This is a genomic window from Parafrankia sp. FMc2 (assembly GCF_041008525.1).
Lineage (GTDB): Bacteria > Actinomycetota > Actinomycetes > Frankiales > Frankiaceae > Parafrankia.
Genome location: NZ_JBFLUG010000100.1, coordinates 15,901 through 27,383, shown reverse-complemented (window position 1 = coordinate 27,383; position 11,483 = coordinate 15,901). Strand labels below are relative to the sequence as shown.

Below are 11,483 nucleotides of genomic sequence, written 5' to 3'. Positions count from 1 at the left end.
CCGCCGGCACCACGCCCCCCGCCGGCACCACGCCGCCCAGCCCGCCGGCGTCCCCACCGCCCGGCGGCGGCGCCGCGGGGACCCTGACCCCGACGATCGTCGTCTCCCCCACCGGAAACGACTCGGCCCAGGGCACACTCGCCGCCCCCTTCGCCACGGTGCAGCGCGCGGTCAGCGCGGCGCGTCCCGGGGACGTCATCGCCCTGCGCGCCGGGGTGTACCAGCCGACCGCCAGGATCGGCATCACGAACAGCGGGACGGCCGCGAACCGCATCGTCCTGACGTCGTACGGCAACGAACACGCCGTGCTCGACGGCAGCCGGCTGCCCTCCACCACCAAGCTGATCATCACCACCGCGTCCTACTGGGACTTCGAGAACCTCGAGCTGCGGAACTCACCCCAGCAGGCGTTGTACGCGCAGACGGTGCACCACACGAGGTTCCGGCACCTCGACATCCACGACAACCAGAACACCGGCCTCGACCTGACCGGTCAGGGCACCAGCGACAACCTCATCGAGAACGTCGACAGCCATGACAACCACGACAACGCGACCGGCGGCCAGAACGCGGACGGCATCGGCGTCAAGTTCGGCTCGGGCACCGGGAACATCGTGCGCAACGTCCGGGTCTTCAACAACTCCGACGACGGCCTCGACCTGTGGGCCTACACCAGCCCGGTGACGATCGAGAACTCGTGGGCGTACGGGAACGGGGTGAACCGGTGGAACATCGGCGGTTTCACCGGCAACGGGAACGGCTTCAAGCTCGGCGGTGGCAGTAACCCGCGGCCGGCCGTCGCACATGTCGTACGCACCAGCGCCGCGTGGGCGAACACCAGCAACGGGTTCACCGAGAACGGTAATCCCGGGACGCTGCAGCTGACCTCGAACACCGCGTACGGCAACGGCGGGGCCGGTTTCTACTTCTCGCTGTCCTCCTCGACGCTGAGGGCGAACCTGTCGGTCAACAACAGGACGCCCGCGAACATCGGCAGCGGGACGAACGCCGCCGGCAACTCGTGGACGCTGGGTGGCTCCTACAGCGCCGCGAGTTTCGTCAGCGTCGACGACACCCGCGCCCGGGGTGCCCGCGCAGCGGACGGTTCACTGCCGACGACCGGCGGGTTCCTGCGCCTGACCACCAACCCCCAGTCACTGGGCGCTCAGCTTCCATAAGGCTGGCGGATGGTAGCCGGCGGCGTGCCTGACCCCTCCAGGTTCCAGACACGCCGCGCGAGCTGGCGGGCCGCGACACCTGCCGAAGGACCATCGGTCCCAGGAGCAGGGGTCGCGGCCTGCGCACCCAGGTCGTTACGCCGCGCCACTCGGTTCCCTGCTGCTGACCCCGTCGCGGCTCCGGGGACTCACGCACGCGGAACCACTGCCTGGCTCTGCCGGCCCGCGCGTCTGTGCGTCCTTCGTGACCACTCGCAGGAGTAGCCGGTTCTTTTCGGCCGTGGTCAGGTTTCCCAGCCAGATGGCGAGCCCTTCGGCATCGCCGGTGGTCTCATCGAGGGGCCTGCTGTTCTCGACCGCGACCGCGAGCAGGTCCTCGTCGAGACGAAGAAAGTCGGCCAGGGCACGCTGGGGTGCCGTGAGCGTTCCCAGCCCGACGGGCACCGGTGGTTCGAGGTGTGCGTCCTCCTCGCTGTCACATGCGTGTTCGTCGCGCTCCCAGGTGCCGTAGCCGGCCAGCCAGGCCGGGTAGAGGCCACGGTGGTCGCCGGCCGCGAGCTCGGCACGGACACCGACGAGGGAGGAAAGCAAACCGTCGGGTTCGAGATCCTCCTCGCCGGCGTCGTCCTCGCTCACGAGTTCGAGAACGAGGTGTCTGCCTTTCACCCAAGCCGTCACCCGGTTATCGACACAGTACGGCTCGACCGTGCTCAGGGTGAGCAGGCGGGTTGGCAGACGGAACATGACGCGTCTGGTTCCCCAGTCGGCCAGGTACAGATGCGCGTCGTAGTGGCTCTGCATCAGCTGTTCTGGGCTGCCGCTGAAGTCGCCCCAGTGGTACTCGTTCACGAAGCTGGTGGCGGTGATCTGCGCACGGCTGGACAGCGCGCGCATCTCAGCCTGCGCCTTCGCGTCGAGCGGCCGATCGACGGCGAGGAACTCGTAGTACTGGTAGGAACTCAACGCCGTCGTCCCTCCTGGGCGGCGGTGAGGGGCGTCGCACGGAAGCCGGAGTCGTCTCCCCGGTGGAAGTACAGGTGCCCGCTCAGTGCGCCATCGGCGTCCTGCGCGGCCCAGCCGCGCCCGCTCACCTCGTGGCCGTCGTCATCGCCGACCCAGCTGAACTCGACGAACGGCCGGCCGTCCCGGATGGTGGTGCGGCAGTCAAGATCACCGCCGACAGCGATGAACCCAAGCTGGCCGAAGCCGTCCGGCGTGAACTCGATGAACCCCGGGGCAACCAGGTCGATTGCGTCCTGGTCCCACAGATCCATCTCCACGATTCGCCACCGCCCGGTCAGGTGCCGCATCTGATCCCCCTCGTTCAGTCCCGCCACGCTAGCGGAGGTGGTGTCGTTCTCTCCCGGTGACATCACCGCCCAGAGACCGGCCTGGGTGCCGCCAGACAGCTGTCGATCAGCGCCGGGTGTACCGGGGACGCATCCGGCGATTCGGGGCGACGACGGCCTCGTCGAACCCGCACCATGGAGGCATGGCGAAACGTGCTCTTCCACCCCGTGTCCCCTCCCTGGTCGGGGACGGCACCGAGTTCGACTCGAAGGAGTATCTGCGCTTCTCCGTCGAGGTCCTGGCCGACGTCGACGTCGACGCGCTCGACGAGGCGGGGAAGGTCGCCTACGCGCAGGCCCTGGCGCTGATCGCGATCGCGTCCAACGCGAAGCACCTCCAGCACCTGCCGATGATCGACGGCAACCTCGAGGTGCCCTGACCCGTAGCCCGATCGGACGGGCCGCCGGGCGGGTCTCCCGCCCGGCTACCTCCCCGGTGTGGTGAACGCCCAGCCGCGCCAGGTGTCGATCTGCACCAGGATCACTGGCCCGCTCGGGGGGTGGGCCTGGTACTGCTGGTACTTCGCCACCAGGCCGCGGACGGCCGCTCTCCGCGCCGCCGCCGGCGAACCCTCCGCTCCCCCGTCGACGATCCGGGCGTGACCGTCCGCCCGCACCCACCACAGGGCGTCCCAGTCGTCGGAGTACTGGTCGACGAGGAGGCTGACCTGCGGGTTGGCGGTGATGTTGGCCAGCCGCCGCAGCGCCGTGGAACGCTTCGGCTTGTGGTCGACGGCGATGGCGACCCGGTCGCCGTCCAGTGCGAAGGTGACGGGCACCAGATGCGGCTGGCCGGCCGCACTGACCGTCGCCAACCGGGCGACCCGCGCCGCCGCGAAGCGGGTGCGAGACTCGGCGCCGCCCAGGTCCACACCGGTCACGGTAGCGGGCCGGCGAGGATCAGAGCGCCGCGACGAACTCCATCATCAGGTTGACGGCGTCGTAGAGGTCGGTGAGGGCTTCCTCGTGGAGGCGGCCGTACGGCCGCCCGTGCCGATGCCAGCAGTGGTCCTTCATCGCCTCGTCGGAACCGCCTGCCGATGCCGATCTCGACGGCTGCGAGATCGGCTATCCGGTGGTCCCGTTGCCGGACCCGGTCTGCCGGTGCCGGGCGGTGGCCCAGACGCGTTCGGGGTGCAGGGGCAACTCGTGGATGTGGGTGCCGAGAGCTTCGGCGACGGCGTTGCCGATGGCGGCGGGGACGGCCGGGGAGCCGGTCTCCCCCAGGCCGTGGATGCGGGCACCCTCCGGACCGGCGGGGTCCTCGGTCATCCCGACGGTGAACGTCTCCGGCAGGTCGCGCACCGACGGGATGCGGTAGTCGAGCAGGCTGTCGTTGAGCAGCGCGCCCGTCTCGCCGCCCCACACCATCGCCTCGGACAGGGCCTGGCCGACCCCGAAGGCGACGTTTCCCTCGCACTGGAGCTCGGCGAAGGTGGGGTGGATGACCCGCCCGGCGTACGACTCGACGTGCAGGTCGACGACGCGCACGGCGCCGGTCTCCAGGTCGACCTCGACCTCGGCGGCCGCGGCGGCGTGGTAGAAGTGCGGCGTCACGACGCCCTGGCCCGTTTCGGGGTCGAGGCCGCCGTCGCTGGCGTGCACCTCGGAGACGGTGAGGCCGCCGAGTTTCGTCCGGCTGAGCAGTTCGGCGTAGCTGAGCCCGGGGCCGAGGTCGCAGCGGATCCGGTCGGCGCGTACGTCGACCGCCGCGGCGGGTACGCCGAGCAGCGTGCCGGCGTGCCGGGCGAGTTCGCCGCGCAGTTTCGCGCCGGCCCGTTCGACGGCGACGCCCATCATCAGGGTGGAGCGCGACGAGCTGGTGGTCTGGTCCCAGGCGGTGACGGCGGAGTCGGGGTAGGTCACGTGCACCCGGTGCAGCGGGACGCCGGTCGCGTCGGCCGCGAGCTGGGCGAGGACGGTCCGCGCGCCCTGGCCGATCTCCACGGTGGAGCAGACGACGGTGAGGTTGGCCTCCTCGTCCAGCTTCAGGGCCACCGTGGACGTCGACGGCGTCACGGTCGTCTTGAGGATGGTCGCGACGCCCTTGCCGCGCACGAGGCCGGGGGCGACGACGACGCGCCGGGAGGCGGCCGGGCCGGGTTTCCAGCCGATGCGGTCGCGGGCGGTGTCGAGGAGGGCGGCGAGGTGGAAGTCCTCGACGACCTGGCCGGTGGCGAAGGCATCCCCCGGTCGGAGCAGGGTGCGGTGGCGCAGGTCGGCGGGGTCGAGGTCGAGGTGTTCGGCGATGAGGTCGGTGTGGTTCTCGTACGCCCAGGCCACCTGGGGGATGGCGTAGCCGCGGAACCCCCCCGACGGGGTGGTGTTGGTGTAGACCGCGTAGGAGTCGATGGAGACGTTCGGGATGTCGTACGGCCCGGCGGCGCTGTAGCCGCCGTTCTTGATGGTCCGCGGGGAGATGTCGGCGTAGGCGCCGGCGCCCCACAGCACCTCGACGCGGCGGGCGAGCAGGGTCCCGTCGGCGCGGAAACCGGTGCGGATGCGGACCACCGAGCTGTGCCGGGCGACGGTGGCGAACTCCTCGGCGCGGGTCAGCTCGACGCGCACGGGACGTCCGCGCACCGCCCAGGCGAGGACGGCGACCAGCGGTTCGAGCCGCGGGTAGGTCTTCGCCCCGTAGGCGCCGCCGACGTTGAGGACCCGCACCCGCACCCGGCTCTCGGGCAGCCGCAGCGTCTCCGCGACCTGGCTGCGCACGGTGAACGGGGAGGCGGCCGACGTCCAGATGTCGACCTCGGCCCCGCGGACGGTGGCGATCGTGACGTGCGGTTCGAGCGGGACGTGCTGCTGCTGGGGGGTGCGGAACTCATGCGCGAGGATGTGGTCGGAGGCGGCGAACCCGGCGTCGACATCCCCGCGGCGCAGCCGGAAGTGGTTGCAGACGTTGCCGCCGTCCTCGGTGTGCAGGACGAGGTCGGGGAAGGTCATGACATCCCGGGTCGGCACGTGGTCGTGCAGGACGGGGGCGTCGGGGGCCATCGCCGCGTCGGGGGTGAACACGGCGGGCAGCACCGCGTAGTCGACGGTGATCGCGGCGGCGGCGGCGCGGGCGGTGTCGACGTCGCGGGCGATGACGGCGGCGACGGGCTCGCCGGCGAAGCGGACCCGGCCGATCGCGAGCACCGGCCGGTCGGGCAGCACCGGGCCGTAGTAGGGGAACGGCCCGTCAGGCTGGTCGGCCCAGCGGCGCAGGTCCTCGCCGGTGACGACGGTGACGACGCCGGGGGTGGCCCGCGCGGCGGTGGTGTCGACGGCACGGATCTCGGCGTGGGCATGCGGGCTGCGTACCAGCACTGCGTGCAGGCAGCCAGACGGGACCATGTCGATGACGTACGGGAAGCGCCCGACGGTACGGTCCCGCGCGTCGCCCACAGCCACCCTGCGCCCGGCGGTCCGCACGGTCCCCGCGCCGGTCACGGTTGTGCCACCGTGCCTCGGTCAGGCGTGCCTCGGTCAGCCACGCGCTGGTCAGCCGTCTGCTGGTCAGCCGTGCCGTTGTGTGGAGCACCGCCGTACGGGGAGCCGTCGTACGGGGAGCCGTCGTCGTGGTGGCCTCGCAGGCGGTCGCGGGCGTCCAGGACGGCGTCCATGATCTTGACGTAACTGCCGCAGCGGCACAGATTGCCGGCGAGCTCTGCCTGGATGCGCTCGCGGGAGGCGTCCGGCTCGCGGGTGAGCAGCGCGGTCGCGGTCAGGATGAACCCGGGGGTGCAGTAGGAGCACTGGAACGCGGTGTGGTCGATGAACGCCTGCTGCACCGGGTGCAGGCTGCCGGGCACCGCGAGGCTTTCGAGGCCCTCGATGGTGCGCACGTGGCGGGTGCCGACCAGCTGGGCGGGCAGCAGGCAGGAGCTGACCGGTTCGTCGTCGAGCAGCACCGTGCAGGATCCGCAGGCCCCGACGGTGCAGCCGGGGCGGGCGCCGACCAGGTCGAGCTCCCGGCGCAGGACGTCGAGCAGGGTGTGGTGGCCGCGTGGGCGGACCTCGACCTCGTCGTCGTTCACGACCAGGCACAGTGGCAGTCGCGGGTCGCGGTCGACCGTCATCGCGGAGTCCTCTCGTGCTCGGCCCGCTGGGCCGCGGGCAGCTGAAGCGGGTGGACGTCGTCCCGGAACACCGCCGCGCCGCTGGTGGGAACCGCCGCGCCGCTGGTGGGAACCGCCGCGGCGAAGCCGCGGGAGGCACGCAGCGCGGCGAGCACCCGGTCCGGGCGCAGCGGGAGGTCGGTGATGACGACCCCGGTCGCGTCGGCGACGGCGGCGGCGACCGCGGGGGCCACCGGCGGGACGGCGGTCTCGCCGAGGCCGTGGATCTCGTCGTCGGGGCCGCCGAGCAGGTCGACGGTGATCACCGGCAGGTCGGTCAGGGCCGGCAGCCGGTAGTCGAGGAGGGTGCGCTGGGCCTGCCCGCCGTCCGGGCCGAGGCCGAGCTCCTCACCGAGCGCCGAGCCGAGGCCGAGCAGCACCGCGCCCTCGACCTGCATCCGCGCCTCGACCGGGTTGACGACCCGGCCCGCCCACACCGCCGCGTGGTAGCGCAGCACGCGGACCCGGCCGGTCTCCACGTCGACGGTGACCTCGGCGCTGCCGCTCGCCTGATGCCAGCGGGACGACGCGATGCCCTGCCCGGTCTCATGGTCCAGGCCGCCCTGGGAGGCGTACGCCCCCTCGCAGCGCAGCTGCCCGGCGCGCAGCACGGTGACCAGCTCGCCATAGCCGTAGGACGTCGCGCCGGCCCGCACCTGGCCGCCGCCGGCCCGCACCTGTTCGGCGGGGACGCCGCAGTGGTCGGCGGCGAGCCGGGTGAGCAGGCCGAGCAGGTTCGCGCAGGCGTCGCGGACCGCGCCGCCCATCGCGATCGTCGAGCGCGACGAGCTGGTCTGCTGGTCGTACGGGGTGGTGTCGGTGTCGGGCAGGCTGACGGAGATCATCCGCTCCTCGATGCCGAGGGCTTCGGCGGCCAGCCGGGTCAGCGCGAGGTGGGCGCCCTGGCCCATCTCGACGGTGCTGGTGAGGATCTGGAGGCTGCCGTCGCGGTTCAGCAGCACCGCGGCCTGGGAGACGGACGGGGTGTTGGTGCCCTTGACGGTCAGCGCCACGCCCCGCCCGCGCAGGCACTGGCCCACCGGCGGATCGGCGTCGCCTCCCAGGCCGGCGTCCGGGGCACCGTCGGGCAGGGCGCCGCCAGCGAGGGCGCCGTCAGCCAGGGCGTGCTCGGCGACGTCGAGGAGGGTGTCGTAGTGGCAGTCGGTCATCGTCTCGCCGGTGACGTTGCGGGACCCGTCGCGCAGCAGGTTCACCCGCCGGACCTGACTGGCCGGCACGCCGAGCCGGCGGGCGATCAGCTCGGTCTGCCCCTCGTAGGCGAAGGCGGCCTGCGGCGAGGCGTAGCCGCGGAACGCGCCGGCCGGCGGCCGGTTGGTGTAGGCGGCGTAGACGTCGACCCAGATGTCGGCGATGTCGTACGGCCCGCCGTAGCCATAGGCACCGTTCTTGATCACTCGGGGGCTGATGTCGGCGTAGGCGCCGGCGTCGAACCAGGCGGTGACCCGGCGGGCGGTGATACGCCCGTCGGCGCGGACACCGGTCTCGATCGTGGCGCGGGTCGCGTGCCGGGTGATGGTGGTGAACGTCTGCGCGCGGTCGAGGCACACCCGGACGGGACGTCCCGTCACCCGGGCGAGGCAGGCGGCCAGCGGCTCGATCTTGGCGTAGCACTTGGCGCCGAAGGCACCCCCCAGGTGGAGGGTGCGCACCACCACCCGGTCGAGGGGCAGGCCAAGCAGCTCGGCGAGCTGCACCCGCACCTTGTAGGGCGTCTGGGTGGCCGACCAGACGACGATCCGCTGCGCGTCGGGCACGGCGACGGCGACGTGGTTCTCCAGCGCCGCATGGTGCATCGCGGGGGTGGTGAACGTGTCGGTGAAGACGTGCTCGGCGCGGGCGAGGGCGCCGGGTGCGTCCCCCTTGCGGATCACGAAGTGGTTCACCAGGTTCGTGCCCGCGCCGCGGCGGAGGCGGATCTCGGGAAACGCCGCCGACGGGGCGCCGTCCCGCGGGTGCAGCACCGTGCCGGCAACGGCGGACGTACCGGTAACGGCGGACGTGCCGACATCGGTGGTCGCGCCGGTCAGCGCGGCTATGGGGTCGGTGACCAGCGGAAGCGGGTCGTAGGTGACCGTGATGCGGCGCAGCGCCTCGTCGGCGTCGTCGGGATCCGCGGCGAGCGCGACCGCCACCGGCTCGCCGGCGTACCGGACCCGTTCGACGGCCAGCGGCGGCTGGTCGCGCAGCACCGGCCCGAACCGCAGGGGACGTCCCCCGAGGGCGGCCTCGAGCTCGCGGCCGGAGAACACCGCGGTGACGCCGGGCAGCCCGCGGGCGGGGGTCGTGTCGACGGCGAGCCGGGCGTGGGCGACGTCCGCGGTGAGCAGCCGGGCATGCAGGAGGCCGGGGCCCGGGTCGGCCGCGCCGCCGGCGGTGCCGTCGAGGCCGTCGCCGAGCAGCGGCAGCCGGCCGGTGACCTTCGCTCGCGGGTCACTCACGCCGGGCCGTCCTCGAACGCGGCGGTGATCGCCCGGCGCACGAGCACCCGGACCATCTCGACCCGGTAGGCGGCGCCGGCCCGCAGGTCGTCGACGCAGGTCACCCGCTCCGCATAGCCGTCCGCGACAGCCTTCGCCGAGCTGGAGCCGGGGCCCTCGCCGAGCAGCAGCGCGTCGAGCTCGGGGAAGCCGACCGGCGCCGGCGTCGCGCTGCCGACCGCGAGCCGGGCCCGCACGCACCGGCCGGACGGGTCGAAGCCGAGCACCGCCGCCACACCGAGGCAGGACGAGTCCTCGGCCGAGCGGGTCTTCAGCGTCAGGTAGCGGCCGACGGTGCGCGGCGGCGGGACGTCGATCTCCACCGAGGTGAGCAGTTCCCCGGCGTCGATCACGGTGCGACCGGGGTCGGGGTAGAAGTCGTCGAGGGGCACGGTGCGTCGCCCGTTCGGGCCATCCAGGCGGGCCCGGGCGCCGAGCGCGCGCAGCACCGTCGGGGGGTCCCACGCGTAGACCGCCCCGGCGAGGACACCGCCCACCGTGGCCATCGCGCGAACGCGGACGTTACCGACCCGCGAGAAGACGTCGGCGAGCACCGGCACGGCTTCCCGCACCTGCGGGTCGGCCGCGGCCCGCGCGTGCGTGACCGCGCTGCCGAGCACGAGGGTGCCCCGGCCGTCGGCCCAGCTCATCCGCTGGACGGCGGACAGTTCCGGGACGCCGCCGAGGGCGACGAGCCGGTCCGGGCGCCGCCGCGGGTCGGCCAGCGCGAAGGCCAGCTGGGTGCAGCCCGCCGCCGGCCTGCTGCCCGGCACGGCCAGCTCCGCGAGCGCCTCGCCGAGCGACGTCGGGTGGACCCACCGGGTGCCGTTCCCTGTGCTCATCGCTCCTCCTCGGGCCCGGCACCAGCACCGGCCGTGGCCGTGGCCGTGGCGCCGAGCGCGGCGCAGGCATCCGCCCAGATCGCGGTCATCCGGCCGCGGTGGCCGGCTTCGAAGGCGCCCCACAGCCGGTCGAGGGTGACAGGCGGAAGCGGGCGCGGCTGGCCGACCGCCAGGGCCGCGAGCCGCACCGCGACGGCCCGGTGGAGCAGCAGGGCGAGTGCTGTGGCCTCCGCGACGTCCGCGCCGACGGTGACGAGGCCGTGTGACCGCAGCAGTGCGCCGCGGGCGGTGCCCAGGCACTCGGCGAACGCCTCGGCGCGGGCCCGGTCAGCGACGAGATCCGCGTCGTCGTACCAGGCCAGGCCGGCGGCGAAGGGCACCTCGTCCTGGCTGTAGACGCCGTCGGGCAACGGGCCGAGGGTCGTCGCGCTCTGCACCGCCAGCGGATGGGTGTGCACGACGGCGCCGACGTCGGGCCGGGCGGCGTACACGCCGAGGTGCAGCGCGGTCTCCTCGTGCGGGCGCAGGCCAGGGGTGTGGACCGCCCCGTCCGGGCCGATCTCGGCGATGTGGGCCGCGTCGACCCGGGCCAGCGACGGCCCGACCGCCTTGACCAGGATGCTCCCGCCGGCCCCGCGGGCGCTGACATGCCCGAAGCAGAAGTGGTCCTGCCCGTCGGCGGCCAGCACGCGGCAGGATGTCGCGACCAGGCCGGCGAGCGCTCCCGCGGACGGACGGCGCTCGGTGCCGGGGCCCGGGCCGAGACCGGGGCCGGGGCCGGCGGGTGTGGGCGCGGGCGCGGCGGTGGCCGGCACACTCATGCCGCGCCCCGGTCACGCACCAGCCCCGCGGCCCGGGCCGCCAGGATGTCGACGACCTGGGTGAGCTCTTCCACGTCGCCGTACTTGGCATCCATGTCGAACAGGCTGACCTCGTGCACCAGCGGCGAGCGGTCGCCGACGGCCTCGCGCACGACGATCGGGCGGAAGCCGAGCCCGCAGCCGTCCACCACCGTGGCCCGCACGCAGCCGCTGGTCGTGCAGCCGGCGACGAGGATCGTGTCGACGCCGTCACGGCGCAGCCGGGTGGCGAGGTCGGTGCCGAGGAACGCCGACGCGTGCTTCTTGACGACCCGTGGTTCGGTGGGCCGGCGGCTGAGCCGGGCGTCGAGGCGGGTCCACTCGCCGCCCTCGACCAGGATCCGCTGGGCACTGATCTTGCGTGGCCAGACTCCGGCGTCGCTGAGGTCCGCGGCGTAGGCGACCTCGGCCCAGTAGACGGGCGCCCCGGCCCGCCGGGCGGCGTCGACCAGCGCGCGGGTCGCCTCGACGACCGCGCTCAGGTCGCCGCCGAGCGGCGAGGCCGGGTCGGTGAAACCACGGATCAGGTCGACGACGACGACAGCGGGGCTGCTCCCCCAGCCGACCCGCCCGACCATGCCGGCGGCCGCGAACCGGGCGCGGAGCCGGTCGAGCTCGGCGAGCGCCGAACCGGCGCCGGCGCCGGCCAC

Annotated in this window: 11 protein-coding genes; 2 read left to right on the top strand and 9 right to left on the bottom strand. The window is 73.5% G+C overall.

Translation table 11 applies throughout. The features are described 5' to 3' along the window. Positions 1–1,178 (top strand): right-handed parallel beta-helix repeat-containing protein (locus tag AB1460_RS26415; protein WP_368964812.1); only part of this gene is annotated, 1,178 nt, incomplete at its 5' end. A 135-nt stretch (positions 1,179–1,313) separates the two neighbouring features. Here AB1460_RS26415 and AB1460_RS26410 read toward each other — a convergent pair. Both AB1460_RS26410 and AB1460_RS26405 read right to left on the bottom strand, forming a co-directional pair. Then, the gene (locus AB1460_RS26410) at positions 1,314–2,141 is read right to left on the bottom strand and encodes a hypothetical protein (protein ID WP_368964811.1); all 828 of its coding nucleotides are present in this window, start codon (positions 2,139–2,141) and stop codon (positions 1,314–1,316) included. Then, a complete protein-coding gene (locus AB1460_RS26405) occupies positions 2,138–2,488 on the bottom strand; it encodes a hypothetical protein (RefSeq protein WP_368964810.1) in 351 nt (116 codons plus the stop codon). Before AB1460_RS26405 ends, AB1460_RS26410 begins: the two co-directional genes overlap by 4 nt. Before the next feature lie 182 nt (positions 2,489–2,670). Between AB1460_RS26405 and AB1460_RS26400 the strand changes: the two genes are divergently transcribed. After that, positions 2,671–2,907: a hypothetical protein gene (locus AB1460_RS26400; RefSeq protein WP_368964809.1), complete on the top strand. Its 237-nt coding sequence runs from the start codon at positions 2,671–2,673 to the stop codon at positions 2,905–2,907. Between the two features lie 45 nt (positions 2,908–2,952). On the opposite strand, the gene AB1460_RS26395 is transcribed toward AB1460_RS26400, so the two are convergent. The 7 genes from AB1460_RS26395 to AB1460_RS26365 all read right to left on the bottom strand — a co-directional run bounded on the left by AB1460_RS26395 (position 2,953) and on the right by AB1460_RS26365 (position 11,411). Next, complete coding sequence (locus tag AB1460_RS26395; protein ID WP_368964813.1) at positions 2,953–3,399, bottom strand: TIGR03668 family PPOX class F420-dependent oxidoreductase; 447 nt, start codon at positions 3,397–3,399, stop codon at positions 2,953–2,955. Positions 3,400–3,595: 196 nt separating this feature from the next. Then, positions 3,596–5,965, bottom strand: a complete 2,370-nt coding sequence (locus AB1460_RS26390; RefSeq protein WP_368964808.1) for a xanthine dehydrogenase family protein molybdopterin-binding subunit — start codon at positions 5,963–5,965, stop codon at positions 3,596–3,598. Further along, on the bottom strand, positions 5,962–6,594 hold the full coding sequence (locus tag AB1460_RS26385; RefSeq protein WP_368964807.1) for a (2Fe-2S)-binding protein: 633 nt from the start codon (positions 6,592–6,594) through the stop codon (positions 5,962–5,964). Before AB1460_RS26385 ends, AB1460_RS26390 begins: the two co-directional genes overlap by 4 nt. After that, the gene (locus AB1460_RS26380; RefSeq protein ID WP_368964806.1) at positions 6,591–9,092 is read right to left on the bottom strand and encodes a xanthine dehydrogenase family protein molybdopterin-binding subunit; all 2,502 of its coding nucleotides are present in this window, start codon (positions 9,090–9,092) and stop codon (positions 6,591–6,593) included. Before AB1460_RS26380 ends, AB1460_RS26385 begins: the two co-directional genes overlap by 4 nt. After that, positions 9,089–9,973 carry an FAD binding domain-containing protein gene (locus tag AB1460_RS26375; RefSeq protein WP_368964805.1) on the bottom strand — a complete coding sequence of 295 codons (885 nt, stop codon included), beginning with the start codon at positions 9,971–9,973 and terminating at the stop codon, positions 9,089–9,091. The genes AB1460_RS26380 and AB1460_RS26375 overlap by 4 nt, the downstream gene beginning before the upstream one ends. Then, complete coding sequence (locus AB1460_RS26370; RefSeq protein ID WP_368964804.1) at positions 9,970–10,794, bottom strand: class II aldolase/adducin family protein; 825 nt, start codon at positions 10,792–10,794, stop codon at positions 9,970–9,972. Before AB1460_RS26370 ends, AB1460_RS26375 begins: the two co-directional genes overlap by 4 nt. Next, positions 10,791–11,411: an isochorismatase family protein gene (locus tag AB1460_RS26365; protein WP_420497371.1), complete on the bottom strand. Its 621-nt coding sequence runs from the start codon at positions 11,409–11,411 to the stop codon at positions 10,791–10,793. The genes AB1460_RS26370 and AB1460_RS26365 overlap by 4 nt, the downstream gene beginning before the upstream one ends. Positions 11,412–11,483 lie beyond the last annotated feature (72 nt).

What these genes read in the sequence shown, in the direction of transcription:
- AB1460_RS26405 (WP_368964810.1), bottom strand. Translation starts at nt 2,488, where the DNA reads ATGCGGCACCTGACCGGGCGGTGGCGAATCGTGGAGATGGATCTGTGG.
- AB1460_RS26400 (WP_368964809.1), top strand. Translation starts at nt 2,671, where the DNA reads ATGGCGAAACGTGCTCTTCCACCCCGTGTCCCCTCCCTGGTCGGGGAC.
- AB1460_RS26385 (WP_368964807.1), bottom strand. Translation starts at nt 6,594, where the DNA reads ATGACGGTCGACCGCGACCCGCGACTGCCACTGTGCCTGGTCGTGAAC.
- AB1460_RS26375 (WP_368964805.1), bottom strand. Translation starts at nt 9,973, where the DNA reads ATGAGCACAGGGAACGGCACCCGGTGGGTCCACCCGACGTCGCTCGGC.
- AB1460_RS26370 (WP_368964804.1), bottom strand. Translation starts at nt 10,794, where the DNA reads ATGAGTGTGCCGGCCACCGCCGCGCCCGCGCCCACACCCGCCGGCCCC.
- AB1460_RS26365 (WP_420497371.1), bottom strand. Translation starts at nt 11,411, where the DNA reads ATGGTCGGGCGGGTCGGCTGGGGGAGCAGCCCCGCTGTCGTCGTCGTC.